The 16,682-nt window shown below is 60.0% G+C and carries 14 protein-coding genes and 2 tRNA genes; 9 read left to right on the plus strand and 7 right to left on the minus strand.

The window, feature by feature from the left end; genetic code table 11:
* Window positions 1-89: 89 nt before the first annotated feature.
* The 5 genes from pth to AB1Z34_RS06580 form a co-directional block, all read right to left on the minus strand.
* A complete protein-coding gene (gene pth, locus AB1Z34_RS06560; RefSeq protein ID WP_367158094.1) occupies window positions 90-698 on the minus strand; it encodes an aminoacyl-tRNA hydrolase in 609 nt (202 codons plus the stop codon).
* 147 nt (window positions 699-845) lie between these two features.
* The gene (locus tag AB1Z34_RS06565; protein ID WP_016423207.1) at window positions 846-1,487 is read right to left on the minus strand and encodes a 50S ribosomal protein L25/general stress protein Ctc; all 642 of its coding nucleotides are present in this window, start codon (window positions 1,485-1,487) and stop codon (window positions 846-848) included.
* A gap of 250 nt (window positions 1,488-1,737) precedes the next feature.
* On the minus strand, window positions 1,738-2,715 hold the full coding sequence (locus tag AB1Z34_RS06570) for a ribose-phosphate diphosphokinase (RefSeq protein WP_016423206.1): 978 nt from the start codon (window positions 2,713-2,715) through the stop codon (window positions 1,738-1,740).
* A 7-nt stretch (window positions 2,716-2,722) separates the two neighbouring features.
* Window positions 2,723-4,213 carry a bifunctional UDP-N-acetylglucosamine diphosphorylase/glucosamine-1-phosphate N-acetyltransferase GlmU gene (gene glmU / locus AB1Z34_RS06575; protein ID WP_367158095.1) on the minus strand — a complete coding sequence of 497 codons (1,491 nt, stop codon included), beginning with the start codon at window positions 4,211-4,213 and terminating at the stop codon, window positions 2,723-2,725.
* An 87-nt stretch (window positions 4,214-4,300) separates the two neighbouring features.
* Window positions 4,301-4,371: transfer RNA gene (locus AB1Z34_RS06580), tRNA-Gln, on the minus strand.
* Window positions 4,372-4,470: 99 nt separating this feature from the next.
* Between AB1Z34_RS06580 and AB1Z34_RS06585 the strand changes: the two genes are divergently transcribed.
* From AB1Z34_RS06585 to AB1Z34_RS06625, 9 genes are all read left to right on the plus strand, one after another.
* The gene (locus tag AB1Z34_RS06585; protein WP_101687444.1) at window positions 4,471-5,163 is read left to right on the plus strand and encodes a TetR/AcrR family transcriptional regulator; all 693 of its coding nucleotides are present in this window, start codon (window positions 4,471-4,473) and stop codon (window positions 5,161-5,163) included.
* Window positions 5,164-5,207: 44 nt separating this feature from the next.
* Window positions 5,208-8,834, plus strand: a complete 3,627-nt coding sequence (mfd, locus tag AB1Z34_RS06590; protein WP_367158096.1) for a transcription-repair coupling factor — start codon at window positions 5,208-5,210, stop codon at window positions 8,832-8,834.
* A 7-nt stretch (window positions 8,835-8,841) separates the two neighbouring features.
* Window positions 8,842-9,882 (plus strand): MazG nucleotide pyrophosphohydrolase domain-containing protein, encoded by a 1,041-nt coding sequence (locus AB1Z34_RS06595; protein WP_049172244.1) that lies wholly within the window; start codon window positions 8,842-8,844, stop codon window positions 9,880-9,882.
* Window positions 9,883-9,953: 71 nt separating this feature from the next.
* Window positions 9,954-10,814 (plus strand): lytic transglycosylase domain-containing protein, encoded by an 861-nt coding sequence (locus tag AB1Z34_RS06600; protein ID WP_049172246.1) that lies wholly within the window; start codon window positions 9,954-9,956, stop codon window positions 10,812-10,814.
* An 85-nt stretch (window positions 10,815-10,899) separates the two neighbouring features.
* Window positions 10,900-12,174: a phosphopyruvate hydratase gene (eno, locus tag AB1Z34_RS06605; protein WP_048733955.1), complete on the plus strand. Its 1,275-nt coding sequence runs from the start codon at window positions 10,900-10,902 to the stop codon at window positions 12,172-12,174.
* 112 nt (window positions 12,175-12,286) lie between these two features.
* Window positions 12,287-12,823: a septum formation initiator family protein gene (locus AB1Z34_RS06610; RefSeq protein ID WP_367158097.1), complete on the plus strand. Its 537-nt coding sequence runs from the start codon at window positions 12,287-12,289 to the stop codon at window positions 12,821-12,823.
* A 137-nt stretch (window positions 12,824-12,960) separates the two neighbouring features.
* Entirely contained in the window at window positions 12,961-13,497 is a 537-nt protein-coding gene (locus AB1Z34_RS06615) for a DUF501 domain-containing protein (RefSeq protein WP_048733959.1), read from the plus strand.
* Entirely contained in the window at window positions 13,498-14,487 is a 990-nt protein-coding gene (locus AB1Z34_RS06620; RefSeq protein ID WP_367158098.1) for an exopolyphosphatase, read from the plus strand.
* Window positions 14,488-14,499: 12 nt separating this feature from the next.
* Window positions 14,500-14,576 (plus strand) — tRNA-Leu (locus AB1Z34_RS06625).
* Between the two features lie 1,095 nt (window positions 14,577-15,671).
* Here the strand turns inward: AB1Z34_RS06625 and AB1Z34_RS06630 are convergent.
* Together AB1Z34_RS06630 and AB1Z34_RS06635 are read right to left on the minus strand one after the other, a co-directional pair.
* Window positions 15,672-16,283, minus strand: coding sequence for a hypothetical protein (locus tag AB1Z34_RS06630; protein ID WP_367158099.1), 612 nt, complete (start codon window positions 16,281-16,283; stop codon window positions 15,672-15,674).
* 10 nt (window positions 16,284-16,293) lie between these two features.
* Window positions 16,294-16,680, minus strand: coding sequence for a capsid cement protein (locus AB1Z34_RS06635; RefSeq protein ID WP_367158100.1), 387 nt, complete (start codon window positions 16,678-16,680; stop codon window positions 16,294-16,296).
* Window positions 16,681-16,682: the final 2 nt, after the last annotated feature.

Genomic DNA, 16,682 nt, shown 5'->3' on the forward strand with positions numbered 1-16,682 from the left:
CTGAAGCTCCCGGGAACGTGAAATTAGCCCCCCCTTCCCCTCAGTGAAAACTGAGGGGAAGGGGGCTAATTGCTGCCTTGCCGCTTCTGCTACCGCCCGTGAATCTGGTTCTGCGCAATCTCCAGCCCGTGGCTGGCAATTAGCTCCACTGCCTCCGCCGCGGTGGGCAGAGTGAAAGCGAGCTCCTCACGCTCGTTGGCATTGAAGTTACGCAGAACGTAGTCAGCGGGATCCTGGCGGCCCGGAGGACGGCCAATACCAATGCGCACCCGCATGTAGTCCTTCGTGCCCAACGACTTCGTGGTCGAGCGCAGGCCATTGTGGCCATTCTCGCCCCCGCCGCGCTTAAGCCGTACCACGCCCGGGTCCAGGTCCAGCTCATCGTGGACTACCACGACGTCGGTAGGCGCGACGTTGAAGAACTTGGCCAGCGCCGCAATCGGACCACCCGACAGATTCATGTAGGTCCGGGGCTTAGCCAGAATCACCTGTCGCTCGCCGCCATCGGAGGTCTTAAACCGAGTCTGCACAATCTCAGCGTTGGACTTCTTATGCACGCTAAACGACGAAGGCATCGGAGAAGTGCGGCTGGCTAGTTCATCTAGCACCAGATGCCCGACGTTATGGCGGGTGAGTTCATATTTGGGCCCAGGGTTGCCGAGCCCCACGACAAGCAGAGGTGTGGTGGAGGCGTTCATGAATTCAATCTTGGCACACGGTGCGCGGTCTGTTGGCTTCGGGGAGTTTCAAGAACAAAAAAGGGACGGACCAGAGTGTCCGTCCCTTTTTAGCTAAACGTGAAAGCCTGTACTGGTTCAGTCAGATAGAGCCATTCAGCGTTTGAATTACTCAGCCTCTTCCTCAGCCGGCTCATCCGGGGTCTCAGCCTCGCCCATGCCCTCGATATCGGCATCGACGTCACCAGCCGGCTCTTCCTCCGGCTCGACAATGTTGAAGATGAGCAGGTCAGCGTCGTCGGTGAGGACCAGGCCCTCCGGCAGGGTAACGTCGCCGGCGTGAACCATGGTGCCGACCTCTGCACCCTCGACGGAGACCTCGATCTCTTCCGGAATAGCCAGAACCGGTGCGTTGACCAGAATGGTTTCGGCATCCTGCATGAGCAGGGCGCCCGGAGCGAGCTCGCCAGTCGGAACGACCGGAACCTCAACCTCAACCTTCTCGTCACGGTGAATGGCGAGCAGGTCAGCGTGGTCGATGTCGAGGGTCAGCGGGTTCTGGTCAACAGCCTTGACCATGGACAGCTGGGACTCGCCCTCGATGTTGACGTCCAGAACAGCGTTGACACCGTGGTTACGGATGACAGCGTGGAAATCCAGAGTGTCAACGAGGATGTGCTTCGGGGCATCCAGGTCAGCGCCGTAGATGACAACCGGGATGTCGCCAGCAACGCGGGCACGGCGAGCGGCACCCTTGCCGAACTCGGTGCGGTTACGAGCATCAATCTTGATGATGTTGGGCTTTGCCATGAAAATGGACTCCTAAACGATTCGATACTGAGTCGTCGAGTCGAGCACGTGCCGCATCCATGCCACCGTGGGCGCAAAAGTTGGGCTGCGAGCGTCGCGTCGATAACGGCAACCACCTACTGTGGCCGCCCTCGCCGAGACTTACCGGAGAAATTGTAGTGGACTAACAGGTCAAACAGCAAACCCCGCCACCACCAGCAAAACTAGGTTGCTGGTCGCGGCGGGGTGCCCGTCGGCAAGCGGAAAGAACTTATGCCTGACCCTCGAAGAGGGTGGTGACGGAACCGTTTTCGAAGATCTCGTGGATCGTCTTAGCCAGCAGCGGTGCGATTGGCAGGACGGTCAGGTTGTCCCAGCCCTCGGTGGACTGCGGCAAGGTATCGGTGGTGATGACCTCGCGGGCACCGCACTTCGACAGGCGCTCGCGAGCTGGGTCGGAGAAGACGCCGTGCGTGGTAGCGATGATGACATCCTCAGCGCCAGCCTCACGCAGCACCTTGACAGCGCCGGCGATGGTGCCGCCGGTGTCAATCATGTCGTCGATGAGCAGACAGGTCTTACCGGAGACCTCGCCGACCACGCGGTTGGCGACAACCTGGTTCGCGACATCGACGGAACGGGTCTTGTGAATGAAGGCCAGCGGGGCGTCGCCCAGGGTGTTGGCCCACTTCTCGGAAACCTTCACACGGCCGGCGTCAGGGGAGACCACGACCAGGTTGTCCAGGGAGTAGTTCTTCTTGATGTACTCCGACAGAATCGGCATGGCGTGCATGTGATCGACCGGGCCGTCGAAGAAGCCCTGGATCTGGTCGGTGTGGAGGTCCACGGAGACGATGCGGTCAGCGCCGGCGGTCTTGAGCAGGTCTGCGACCAGGCGAGCGGAAATCGGCTCACGGCCACGGTGCTTCTTGTCTTGGCGGGCGTATGGGAAGAACGGCAGGATAGCGGTGATGCGCTTGGCCGAACCGCGCTTGAGCGCGTCAATCATAATCAGCTGCTCGATGAGCCACTTGTTCAGCGGTGCCGGGTGCGCCTGCAGTACGAAGGCATCGGAACCGCGGACGGATTCCTCGTAGCGCACGAAGATTTCACCGTTGGCAAAATCACGAGCGGTCATCGGAGTCAGCTCTGTGCCGAGCTCCTTGGCAACTGCCTCGCCCAATTCCGGGTGTGCCCTTCCGGAGAAGAGCATGAGGTTCTTTTGGTTATCGATCCACTGGCCGGTCATCTGCCGTCTAGCCTTCCTGGTCTTCCTTGTTGTTGTCAGCGTTGTCAGCTACCTGCGCCGCCTGCGCTGCCTCAGCAGCAGCGGTACCTGGACGCTTCCGCTCGACCCATCCCTCGATGTTGCGCTGACGGCCACCACTGACCGCCAATGCTCCCGGAGGAACGTCGTCCTTAATAACAGTACCTGCACCTGAGTACGCACCATCACCCACGGTCACCGGAGCGATGAACATGGTGTCGGAGCCGGTGCGAACATGCGAGCCGATAACGGTGCGGTGCTTGTTGACGCCGTCGTAGTTCACGAACACGCTGGAGGCACCAATGTTGGAGTGCTCGCCAATCTCCGCATCGCCGACGTAGGTCAGGTGCGGAACCTTCGAACCGTTTCCAATCTGCGCGTTCTTCGCTTCTACGAAGCCGCCGAGCTTCGCGCCGACACCGAGTTTGGTGTTCGGGCGAATGTAGGTGAACGGTCCGACCGTCGCATCCTCGCCGATCTCCGAATCGGAACCGTGTGTACGTACGACGCTGGCGCGCTTGCCGACGACCATGTTGGTCAGCGTCGTGTCCGGTCCCACGGTGGCCCCGTCGCCAATCACGGTCTTGCCGTGCAGCTGCGTGCCCGGCAGAATCGTGACGTCGCGGCCGATTTCCACCTCAACGTCAATCCACGTGGTGTCCGGATCGACGATAGTGGCGCCCCCGCGCATAGCTGCCTCGCAGGTGCGACGGTTGAGCTCACGGCCAAGGGTAGCCAGCTGGACGCGGTCATTGACACCGGCGACGACGGTGGCGTCGGCGAGGCGGTGACCGCGCACTGAGCGGTCGGCCTCACGGGCGATGCCAATGACATCGGTGAGGTAGAGTTCGCCCTGGGCATTGTTGGTGTCCAGCTGCTTGAGAGCGTTTGCCAGGGTCTCGGCATCGAATGCGTAGACACCGGAGTTGACCTCGGTGATCTCGCGTTCCTCGTCGGAGGCGTCCTTTTCCTCCACGATGCGCAGAACTTCGCCGTCGGCGTTGCGAACGATGCGGCCGTAGCCGTGCGGGTTGTCAGCAGTGGAGGTCAGCACAGTCACAGCTGCGCGTGGCTTGCGGTTGTGCTCTTCGAGCAGCGCCTGGAGCGCTTCGGAATCCAGCAGCGGAACATCGGAAGTGGTCACCAGGATGGTGCCATCGAAGTTCTGCAGCTCGGGGTGTTCCAGCGCGCACTGAACAGCGTGGCCGGTACCGTTTTGCTCGTCCTGGTGGGCAATGGCGACACCGTTGGAGTGCTCGGTATCCGAAGCCCAAGTCCCGATGGCGTCGATTACCTTTTCGCGCTGGTGGCCAACGACAACAGCAATCTCATCCGGATTAATGCCCTTGGCGGCATAGAGCGCGTGCTCCAACATGGTACGACCGCCGATAGCGTGCAGCATTTTCGGCGTATCGGATTTCATTCGGGTGCCTTGACCCGCGGCGAGAATGACCACAGCGGTGGCCGAACCGTTCGACATGAAACTTGCTACTCCTCGGTCAGGGTGCATCACGGTCACGGCGGGGCGAAAAGTCACTTCTTAATTAAGGGGCCGGCCCCCCGCTTGCTCTCCCACCAGGACTCGAACCTAGAATGCCGGTACCAAAAACCGGAGTGTTGCCATTACACCATGGGAGAATGGGGCAAACGCGAAAAATTGCATGGCTGATTCGACTCAGCCAACTCGCTTGCGCCTGCGATATACGATAGCAAGACTTTAGCCACTAATCTAAAAGCATGGCCTCCAATTCTCCGAGACGACGTATGACCGGTCCACAGCGCAAAGCTCAGCTGACAGAAGTCAGCCGTGGAATCTTTGCCGCCAAGGGGCTTGATGCCGCCTCAATGGAGGAGATCGCTGCCGCAGCTGGGGTATCAAAGCCGGTTGTCTACGAGCATTTCGGTACCAAAGAGCGGCTCTACCAGGCAGTTGTCGACCAGGAGATGAAGACCCTGGAGGCCACGATTAGGGAAGCGTTGTCCCTGGGACGCTCGCGTTACCGCATCGAACAGGCGGTGTTGGCACTGCTGACTTATGTGGAGGAAAACCCGGAGGGATTCTCCATTATTTCTCGCGACCCCGGCGTGGCGGGTGGCTATGAGACGCTGCTGAATAATGCCACTGAGTCGATTACGCCTATCCTTGCCGAGGCTTTCAAACGCGCCGGCTTCGACCCGGCCATGTCGGTGCTCTACGGAAACTGCATGGTCGGTATGGTTTCGCAGACCGCTCGCTGGTGGATGGAGAAGCGCAGTCCGGATAAGGAGACAGTGGCGGCGCACATCGTGAACCTGTGTTGGAACGGGCTGGCCGGCATGGAGGGTTCTCCGACTCTGCATGGCTCCGCTGATGTGCCAGCGGCCGCTGAGGGCGCGAAGTTCGGCGCAGGTGCCGCAGCAGACCCGATGCAGGTGGCGGAGAACGGCTAACCAGCACGCAGGGTGGATCCGGGGTGCATGGTTATATTGGGGCTATGCCAACTTCTGCGTCTTCCTCGGCGAAAGCCACACCCAGCATTCTGCCGAACCCGCTGTCGGGGCTGGAAAGCCTCGTTGTCACGGATCCTCAATTTGTCGGCGTGCTCGGGCGCATCGGCGAAGACGAGCTGGCGCTCACGGGTGCGGACGCGGTGCGTTCGCACCTTATTTACGCCATGTCCACGAAGGTGCCGGTGCTGGTCGTCACGGCTACCGGCCGTGAGGCGGAGGACCTGACTGCCGAGGTCAAGTCTATGATCGGCGACCGTGTAGCTATGTTCCCCTCGTGGGAGACGCTCCCGCATGAGAAGCTTTCGCCGGCCGTGGATACTGTGGCGCAGCGTCGTAAGGCGCTTTACGACGTTCGCCGGGGCAAAGTCGACGTTCTGATTGCGGCGGTGCGCTCGTTGGTGCAGCCGATTGTGGACGACCTCGAGGCTGAAGCCAGCGCCCCCATTCACGTCCAACTGGACCGGGACTGCGAGAACCTGGTTGAGCGGCTGGTGCATCACGGCTATTCGCATGTGGACATGGTCGGCAGGCGTGGCCAGTTTGCCGTGCGTGGCGGCATCGTCGACGTCTTCCCAGCGACCGAAGAGCTGCCGGTACGTATCGAGCTCTGGGGTGACGAGGTCACCGACCTGCGCGCCTTTTCCGTCGCTGACCAGCGCACGATCTCTGAGGTAGAGGTCGACCAGCTGGATATCTTCCCGTGTCGTGCACTGCTTATCGACGACGACGTTAAGGCCGCCGCGGAGAAACTCGCCACCACGCGCTCTGGCCAGGTCCAAGAAATGCTCACCCGCATCGGCGACGGCCAGTGGGCGGAGGGCATGGAATCGCTGATTCCACTGATTAGTCAGCATCCGATGAAGATGCTCACCGAGGTCATGCCGGAGAAAACTCATGTGCTCATGTGCGGGCCGGAGCGCATTCGCTCTCGCGCACAGGACCTTATCAGTGCAGGCGAGGAGTTTATGGCCGCAGCGTGGGAAACTGCTGCGATGGGCGGCTCGGCGCCAATCGCCACCGATGGGTTGGAGCCCAGCGCGTACCGCAGCTTGGCCTCTATCCCGATGCCCACTTCGTGGCATATTTCCCCGCCCGGCATGTTGGAGGCGGGAGTCACCGAAGATGATGTGCTGCCGCTGACCTTTGAGCCTGGGCCCGCGCCACGCGGCGACTTAAAGGAAATTGGTCACCTGATGAAGCAGCTGCGCGATGCCACGGTCGCGGGGGAGCGAGTGGCGTACGTGGCGGCGACGCCCGCGGGGGCGCGTCGGCAAGCGGAAAAGTTTAGGGAAGCCGGAATTGCGACGCGCATGGCGGCGGGCCCGGAGTATCCCGAGTCCGGAAGAATTACGGTTTACCAGGGTGTTTTGCACGGTGGCCTGGTGTTCCCGCGAATCCCCGGTGGCGCGCTGACTCTGATTACCGAGCAGGACATCACAGGTAACCGCATCGCGGAAGGCGCGCTTGGTGGGCGCCGCAAGCCGGCGAAGCGCCGTGGTCGGGTGGACCCGCTGGCGCTGAAGGCCGGTGACTATGTCGTGCACGACACGCATGGCATTGGTCGGTTTGTGAAGCTCACTGAGCGCACCATCGGCACGGGCGAGGATCAGGCACGCCGCGAGTACGTGGTGCTCGAGTACGCACCGAGCAAGCGCGGAGGTCCCTCGGACCAGCTCTACGTGCCGATGGAGAGCCTGGATTTGCTGTCGCGCTATGTCGGCGGCGAAAAGCCCACCCTGTCGAAGATGGGCGGGTCGGACTGGAAGTCCACCAAGCGCAAGGCCCGTGGTGCCGTCCGCGAGATTGCGGAAGAGCTGGTCAAGCTCTACGCCGAGCGCCAAGCCGCGCCGGGCCACGCGTTCGCGCCGGATACGCCATGGCAGCAGGAGATGGAGGATAACTTCCCCTTCACCGAGACCGAAGATCAACTGCAGGCCATCGACGAAATTAAGTCCGACATGGAAAAGCCGGTGCCGATGGATCGCGTGCTCATCGGCGATGTCGGCTACGGCAAGACCGAGGTGGCACTGCGTGCTGCCTTCAAGGCTGTTCAAGATGGCCGTCAGGTGGCAGTGTTGGTGCCGACCACACTTCTGGCGCAGCAGCACTTGACCACTTTCACCCAACGTATGGAGGGCTTCCCGGTCACCATCCGTGGACTGTCCCGCTTCACCTCGCCGAAGGACTCCAAGGAGGTCCTCGAAGGGTTGAAGAACGGGACGGTCGACATTGTTATCGGCACGCATCGTCTCCTGCAGACCGGCGTGCAGTGGAAAGAACTCGGCCTGGTCATCGTTGACGAGGAGCAGCGTTTCGGCGTCGAACACAAGGAACACATCAAGGCGCTACGGCACCACGTCGACGTGCTCACCATGTCCGCAACGCCAATTCCGCGCACGCTCGAAATGTCGATTGCTGGCATCCGCGAGATGAGCCAGATTCTCACCCCGCCGCAGGATCGTCACCCGGTGCTGACATACGTCGGTGCGCAGTCCGACAAGCAGGTCGCCGCTGCTATCAGGCGAGAGCTGCTTCGCGACGGCCAGGTGTTCTACCTGCATAATAAGGTGGAAACCATTGACAAGGTCGCCCAGAATATCCGCAATTTGGTGCCCGAGGCCCGCGTGGTAGTGGCCCACGGTCAGATGGGGGAGGAGCAGCTGGAGCGCACGGTCGATGGCTTCTGGCAGCGCGAGTACGACGTGCTGGTGTGTACCACCATCGTGGAGACCGGCCTGGATATTGCCAACGCCAATACGTTGATTGTGGAAAACGCCCACCATATGGGTCTTTCCCAGCTGCACCAGCTGCGTGGTCGTGTGGGCCGTTCCCGCGAGCGCGCCTATGCCTACTTCCTCTACCCGGAAAATCAGACGCTGACGGAGACTTCCTACGACCGTCTGTCCACGATCGCGCAGAACAATGACTTGGGTGCCGGCATGGCTGTGGCCATGAAGGACCTGGAAATGCGTGGCGCCGGAAATATCCTCGGTGCGGAGCAGTCCGGTCACATTGCCGGCGTCGGCTTCGACATGTACGTCCGACTGGTTGGCGAGGCCGTGGCCGCACTGAAGGCAGTGGCCGATGGTGAAACTCCGGATGCTTCCGATAACGAACCGAAGGAAGTTCGGATCGATTTGCCGGTCGATGCGAATATTCCGGCCGAATATGTGTCGTCGGAACGCCTACGTCTAGAGGCGTACCGCAAATTTGCTGCTGCCAGTGCGCTGGACGATATCGACGTAGTGCTCGAAGAGCTCGTTGACCGTTACGGAACCCCACCCATTGAGGTGGAGAGACTGGCGGTTATTTCACGACTTCGAATTATTTGCCGGGAATTCGGCGTGCATGAAGTTCAAGCCATGGGTGCGCACATTAGAATAACCCCTATGGAGCTTGCTGACTCCAAGCAGGTGCGTCTCAAGCGCCTGTATCCACAGGCGACCTATCGTGCGGCAACGCGCACGGTTTCCGTCGGAATGCCGAAGGAAGGGCGAGGGTTGCGGGCAAAACCTGTCCGCGATATTGCATTGGTGCAGTGGGTAGCAGACTTCTTGACATCGATGGCGGGAATTCCACGTATGGATATCTCGCACATGGGAAAGGACTAGAAACCGTATGACTATCATCAAGCTCGATAGCCGCTTTCCAACAGCGATTCCGCTGGAAGCCGCTAGCCTGCTGACCGGTGAAGTCAGCTACACCGAAGAAGTCCCGATCCGTGTGCGCTGGGCAATCGCCGACGCCGGTGGGCACTCGGTGTCCCAGGCGGAGATTCTGGTCACCACCGATATGGAAAACGACGAGGTACTCGATCGCCTCGATGCGGGCGAGAAGGTCTACTCGGTCGAGCTGGATGATGCGCCGGACCCAGCAGCTCCGGCAGCTCAGGTTGCGGCGGCTCCCCAGCAGGACTCGGTGAAAGAACCTGAGCCAGAACCGGTTGCAGAGCCAGGGGCAGAGCCTGTTGCAGAACCGCTGACTCCGCAGGAACAGCTTGCCGCAGCTCGTCTGCCCCACGTCGTCGAGGCCGTGGACATCATGGCGGCAGCACGGCGCACGGGGCAGTGGGAAGCTCGCCAGACGCACAAGAGCCTGCTGCCGTATCTCATTGAAGAGGCCTACGAGTTTGTCGACGCAGTCAACGAGGGCGGTGACATTCGTAGCGAGCTGTCGGATCTGCTGCTGCAGATCCTCTTCCACGCTGAAATCGCGGAGGACTTCGACTTCGACGATGTGGCGACCGACTTTATTTTGAAGATGCGCGCTCGTCAGCCGTACCTCTTCGACGGCACTGTGGCCGAGGGAGAGATGGTGTCGGAGGAAGAACAGGAGCGACTGTGGGCTTACGGCCGCGGACGTCCGCGCTCGAACCCGGCCACACAGCTGCCAGCTCTGACTTTGGCTGAGGAAGCCATCCGCCGCGCACGTGCACTGGGACTGTCCGATGCAGACATTCCAGTGGAGATTCTGGTCCCGACCCCGGGGCTGGAGACTGAGTCCGGTGCGGAAGAACGGACCCGACAGGCTTCACGCACATTCCTGACTGAGCTGGCCCAGATGGAGAATCAGCAGGCCGGCAGTGCTGAGCAGTGGGCAGCGGGCAGCGAAGATAACGAAGAGGCTGAGGACTTCGGCCCGTCGGAAAGCGACAGCTAGTTTCCAGCAAAAGTGATTTCTGTCCTCGAGTTTGAGTGATTTTTACGGTCTACCCCGTAGAGTAATTCCCCATGCCTTCTAATTCTCCCTTTGATGAATACGCGCACCCCGCACCCCGCGGGGCGAAGCCGCGTGGCCGCAGTAAGGGGAAAAAGAAGTCCTCGAGAGGCTGTGGCTGCCTCGGTCTAACCTCCCTGGCGGTGCTGATCATCATTGGCACGGTTGGGGCGTTGGCTATGTTCACTGGACCCGTAATCCCGTCGTTGACCAAGAAGCCGATTCCGGATAATGTGCCGCCTGCTGCGGCTGAGCCACCGCCGATGATTGATGTCAACGCGCCCGGGCGCACCTCGGAACAGCTCCGACAGTGGGCGCAGCAGATTTCCCCGAAGACGGGTATTTCTGAGGACGCTCTCCGCGCCTACGGCAACGCATATGTGATTGCGGCAGAACAGTTCCCGAACTGCCACCTGGAGTGGAACACGCTTGCAGGACTGGGCAAAGTGGAGACTAATCACGGCACGTACTCGGGCAATTGGCTCAAGCCGGCTCATATCGGCGCCGATGGGGTAGTCAGTCCGACGATTATCGGTCCGCCGCTGGACGGCACGAGTGGGTTTGCTGAGGTTCTCGATACTGACAACGGCGAACTCGACGGTGACACAGAGTATGACCGCGCTGTGGGGCCGATGCAGTTTATTCCCGAGACCTGGCATCGTTTTGCGATGGATGCCTCTGGTGATGGTGTCGCCGACCCCAACAACATCGACGACGCAACTGCGACCACGGCACGGATGCTCTGCAGTGGGGAACGCGACCTCGCCACCCCGGAAGGGTGGGCATCTGCAATTCGCTCGTATAACCAGTCTGAGCAGTATCTTCGCGATGTTCGGGATGCTGCGGCGAACTATGCGCTGAATCAGCCCGCATAGGGTGAAAAGGATTTAAGGCGAAGGTTGGCAAACCGTGCCACAATTGGAGTCATGTGCCGGAACGGTTCCGGCGGAAAGGTGACCTATGGCTGCAATCATCGAGTTGAACGCACGCGAAATTCTGGACTCCCGTGGTAACCCGACCGTTGAGGTTGAGGTGCTGTTGGAAGACGGCGCTGTGGGCCGCGCTGCGGTTCCGTCCGGTGCCTCCACCGGCGTTCATGAGGCACACGAGCTCCGCGATGGCGGAGACCGTTACCTGGGCAAGGGTGTCGAGAAGGCTGTCCGCGCTGTGCTCGAGGAGATTGAGGACGCAATTATTGGCCTCGAGGCTGAGGACCAGCGTCTGGTTGACAAGACCATGATTGAGCTGGACGGCACCGACAACAAGTCCCGCCTGGGTGCTAACGCAATCCTGGGTGTTTCCATGGCTGTTGCCAAGGCTGCTGCTGAGTCCGCTGGCCTGGATCTGTTCCGCTACGTCGGCGGCCCGAACGGTCACGTTCTGCCGGTTCCGATGATGAACATCCTCAACGGTGGCGCACACGCTGACTCCGGCGTTGACGTCCAGGAGTTCATGATTGCTCCGATTGGCGCCCCGACCTTCAAGGAAGCACTGCGCGTCGGTGCTGAGGTCTACCACGCACTCAAGAAGGTCATTAAGGATAAGGGCCTGTCCACTGGCCTCGGCGATGAGGGTGGCTTTGCTCCGTCGGTTGACTCCACCAAGGCTGCTCTTGACCTGATTGTTGAGGCAATTGAGGCTGCAGGCTACAAGCTGGGCGACGATGTCGCTCTGGCTCTCGACGTTGCTTCTTCCGAGTTCTTCAAGGACGGCAAGTACCACTTCGAGGGCGGCGAGCACACCGCTGAGGAGATGGCAGCTGTCTACGCTGACCTGGTTGAGAACTACGCCATCGTCTCCATCGAGGATCCGCTGCAGGAAGATGACTGGGAGGGTTACACCACCCTGACCGCTCAGCTTGGTGACAAGGTCCAGATTGTCGGCGACGACTTCTTCGTCACCAACCCGAAGCGTCTGGCAGAGGGCATTGAGAAGAAGGCCGCTAATGCTCTGCTGGTCAAGGTCAACCAGATTGGTACCCTGTCCGAGACCTTCGAGGCCGTCGCAATGGCTCACAACGCCGGCTACAAGTCCATGATGTCCCACCGCTCTGGTGAGACCGAGGACACCACCATCGCTGACCTGGCTGTCGGCCTGAACTGTGGTCAGATCAAGACCGGTGCTCCGGCTCGCTCCGAGCGCGTTGCTAAGTACAACCAGCTGCTGCGCATCGAGGAGTACCTGGGTGACGCTGCTGTCTACGCTGGCCGCAGCGCATTCCCGCGCTTCAAGTAAAGAGCTGAGGCGCTGCGAAAGCTGCGTCTAGCACTGCCCGTCCGCACCACGCACGTGGTTGTGGGCGGGTTTTTGTTATTTCATCGGCTGGCGGTCGGGTAGAGTGTGGGGCATGAGTGCATCGGACCGATCTCGCCGCGGAACACAGTCGCGCCCTGCAGGGGCGGGGCAGCGTTCGGCAGCGGCAATCGCATCGGGAATGCGCTCGCTGAGCACAGCACAGAAGATCGGCATTGGTCTGCTGGTGCTTTTCTTAGTATCTGTTCTCGCAATTCCGCTGCGGACTTTTGCACAACAACAGGCGGATGTAGCCGCAACGCAGGACAATATTGCTCGCATGGAACAGCGAATTAAGCAGTTAGAGGATGAAAAGGAGCTTTACTCCAACCCCGCCTACGTTAAGGAGCAGGCACGTCTGCGCCTGGGGCTGGTAGAGCCGGGGGAGACCCCATTCCGTATCCTCGATCCGGCCGTGGGCGAACAGTCTGTGACGCAGCCGGAGGAAATTCCGCAGCACCAGGCTAAGAAGTGGTACGAGACGCTGTGGGATTCCATTTCCATCCCGCCCGAACCCGAAGAGACTCGCCCGAATCCGGGGCGCGATCAGGCAACGAGGCCAGAGAGCTTGCCGACGGTACCGGAGTCCTAAACCTCCATACGGCTACCTGAGCCTCTCGGTGAGGTTGCATGCGCGGCGGAGTGTGCCGTCGTAAAGCGAAACAACGCGCTTGTAAGGCGACTGTGAGATTATGTGTCAGTAAAACGGAAGCAAAAGGAGTGTGACCGATGTCTGTGGATACCGCAGATTTGGAAGTGATAGCGGAGCAGCTCGGACGTGAACCGCGGGGTGTAGTGGACATCTCTTACCGCAGCCCCGACGGCACTCCTGGTGTGGTCAAGACGAAGCCGCGCTTGGACGATGGCACTCCGTTTCCCACGCTCTTTTACCTAACTGATCCGCGACTCACCGCGGAGGCCTCCCGGTTGGAGACGACTGGCGTGATGAAGGAAATGACCGCGCGTCTGGAAAGCGACGAAGAGCTCGCCGCCGATTACCAGCGTGCACATGAGGCGTTTCTGGCAGAGCGCAATGAGATGGAAGACCTGGGCACGGACTTCTCCGGTGGCGGCATGCCGACGCGCGTGAAGTGCCTCCACGTTCTTATTGCCTACGCCCTGGCCAAGGGGCCGAATCACTTCCGACTGGGTACTGAGTCGGTGGCGCTGGCGGCGGAGAACGAGAAGCTGCGCGGCACCGCGATTCCCGCAGATTGGCCCACGATTGCCGAGCTCGGTATTGCGTATCCGGGGGTGGAGGGATAAATGACGACCCTCGCTGCCGTCGACTGCGGCACTAACTCGCTTCGCCTGCTTATCAGCCGGGTCGAGGTCGTCGATGGAGTTCTCGAAATCACAGAACTGCACCGACTGATGGAAATCGTCCGCCTTGGCCAGGGCGTGGACGCCACTGGCATGCTGGCTCCAGAGGCGCTGGAGCGCGTGCGGGAGGCGCTGACGAAGTATGCGGAGCTTATGCAGGTCGAAAAAGTGCAAGCAGTCCGAATGGTGGCGACATCGGCGACACGCGACGCAAGCAACCGCGACGATTTCTTCGCCATGACCCGCGAGATTCTCGCCCCGTGGGGTGCAGAGGCCGAGGTTATTTCGGGCGACGAGGAAGCCGCGCTGTCCTTCCGCGGGGCAGTCGATGACTTGGAGCCCGAGCTCGGTCCGTATTGCGTCATCGACGTCGGTGGCGGCTCTACCGAGGTTATTGTCGGTGACCACGACGGTACGGTAGCCGGCTCTGATTCCGTGGCTATGGGCAGTGTGCGCTTGACTGAACGGTTCCTGCAGACCTCGCCACCGACGGCGGAACAGATCCAGGAGGCGCGTTCGTATGTTGCGGAGCTGGCCGACGAGATTGTTGCGAAGGTGCCTGTCGACAAGGCTCGCACCATCGTCGGCTGCGCCGGGACCTTCACCACCCTGTCGGCGCTGGCACAGGGGCTAGAAACCTACGACCCGGAGGCAATCCACCTGTCGCAGCTGCGCTTTGCGGCGTTGCGTGCGCTGACAGCATCCGTCGTCGAGACCGATGCGGAATCGCTCGCTGCGAATCCGGTCATGCATCCGAAGCGCGCGGATGTCTTCGCCGGTGGCTCGATCATTGTGGACGGTCTGATGGACATGTTTGAGGCGCTGCCGCTTTCCGAGGCAGCGAAGGAAGAGCAGCGCTTTTTCTACATCAGCGAGAAGGATATCCTCGACGGAATTGTGGCGAGTTTGGTAGACACCCATATCGCCCATTAATCTTTCTTAGGGGCCCCTATAGCCCAATTGGCAGAGGCAGAGGACTTAAAATCCTTTCAGTGTGGGTTCGAGTCCCACTGGGGGCACCAAAAGGCCAGGTAGAAGCGTTTTTCTACCTGGTTTTTTCTCGTAAAAAGGGCTTGCGGGGGCTAAAAAGGGGCTGATAATAATCGACGTCTTCGGACAAGTAGCGAAGTGTAACGCTGCTCGGCAGGTCGGAATCACGGCCTAAAGATACTGTCGGCGCTCCCGGGGTTTATCTATCCGTTTCAACCATTACGAGGTTCGTAACAGATGGCTTCCATCTGCACGGTCATGATGACCGGGCAGGCATGGCCGTCGCGCCCTGGATGACTTTTTCGGAAAATGGAAGAAAGTGTTCTCGGTCAATAATGACCGGGTAGGAAATCCCAATTTGGGATATGCCCGGATTCGGGCATATCTTCCAGGCATAGCTTCCTCGTGCGCATGGGGCTTACCCTAGACAACCTGTACAAAACCCCTGTTCGCAAATCGATTCTAAGCGGTTAAAGACCAAGAGCACGTACCCTAGCACCCTCCAAACGCTCACAGAGCCTCCTAGCGCAACACCCCGTAAAACACGCCAGAACCAACACACACGCCACCAACCCCAAAACAGCACCCAACCGCCAAACAACACCCAAAGCCCGCCAAACACTCCCACAGACACCAAAAACAGCCGGAGAGAGAGAAGCCCGAAGCGGCCGGGATGCGAGGGTAGGAAAAACCCGACCGCCTTAAGATTTTCGGGGTCGGGTCTCGGCGTCACCAAATGAATGGTTCTGTCCGGTGGAGGGCGGGGCGGGTGTTGTCTCTGGTTCCGTCGCCTCGTTGTTGGTTGCAGGTTGCGTGTAAGAGTCTGTCTGCAAGGTTGTTGTGTGCTCCGTATTGGCCAAGAGCGCGTGAGTGATCCGCATGCAAAGGCCGCTGATCCCAGTTGAGTTTCGCGTCTCGATACATCGGCTTGCCACACCACCAACAAAGAGCGCCGTCGTGGTGTAGGTGCATGAGGCGTTTGCGGGTCTTCTTGTGGATACTGCCGCGGCCTTTTTGGTTCTCGGTCTGCCGCGGTTGTCTATTCATTGAAAGTAATCCTTTTGTTGATAGCGGAAAGACCCTCCGGGAAAAGGGTTCCTAGAGGGTCTTGCCTGTTTGGTTTTGGGTTAGCGCACCCAATTGTTTCGCTGGCGTTCCTCCAACTGCTCAAGTGTCAGCGAATGCCCAATTTCAATGCGTGGAATCGCTGCCGCTGCGTTGAGTGCCTTCACAGTTGCTTCCTTGTCAGCGTTGTAGGCTGCAATCCAGTTTTCGCGCTGGGCTGCTGAAGCCTTGCTTAGACGGATAGCCTGATCAACTACAGCTTCGGCTTCGAGTCGATGCTGCTGTCGCTTCGATGCGAGACCAATGTCCATGTTGCGCTTCATATCTTCCCAGACGTTCTTGTCGATGATGACGTTGTTGTCTGGATTGGTGATTGCGATTGCTTCGCGTGCTGCTGATGCCGCAATGCGCTGTACGTCTAATTGGTTGAGTGAACTGTCGAGACGATTGGAATCTGCGTCGTGAGCTGATTCGGCTACTTCGAGAATCTTGGCGACAAAGTCATCGGCGGAGGCCTCCGGGTCGAGACCAAGGGCGGCGTACATCGTGGCTACCTGGTCATTAGTGAAGGTGAGGTCACTGGGCTGTCCGTCCTTCTTGAGGGGGCGGGTATTGTCCTCGCCGTCCTCGGAGGGGGTGGGGGTGCTGAAAAACAGGCGTTTAAAGTCAGGCATGGGGGTCTCCTTAGTGAGCGAGGCTAATCAGCGCGTCGGTGTCAGCGTCGGCATCGTCAACGCACCAACCAACAATGTGGCTGTTGTCAGTGGCGGTAGTGGCCTTGCCTGCGTCTCCAACGGTTACCGGGTCTCCTGCCTTCAGGCCGGTGGCGGCGGTGATGGTGACGATGCGGCCAGAGCCACGCGCAACACCAACGTGCTCGCCGGTGTTAGCGTCGTACTTAGCGACTCCAGCAACTGCCTTACCTGGGGTGGCGGTAGCGACGCTGATAAGACCGCTGGTGAGCCCCTTCGAGTAGGTGACGAGGGTCTTACCTACAACCTGGGCGGTGGCAACGGCGGTGAGGTCGGTGCCGGGGTTGAAGCGCTCTTGCATCTGATTGTTGAAGAACATGG

Source organism: Corynebacterium sp. 045007, assembly GCF_040743205.1.
Lineage (GTDB): Bacteria > Actinomycetota > Actinomycetes > Mycobacteriales > Mycobacteriaceae > Corynebacterium > Corynebacterium jeikeium_D.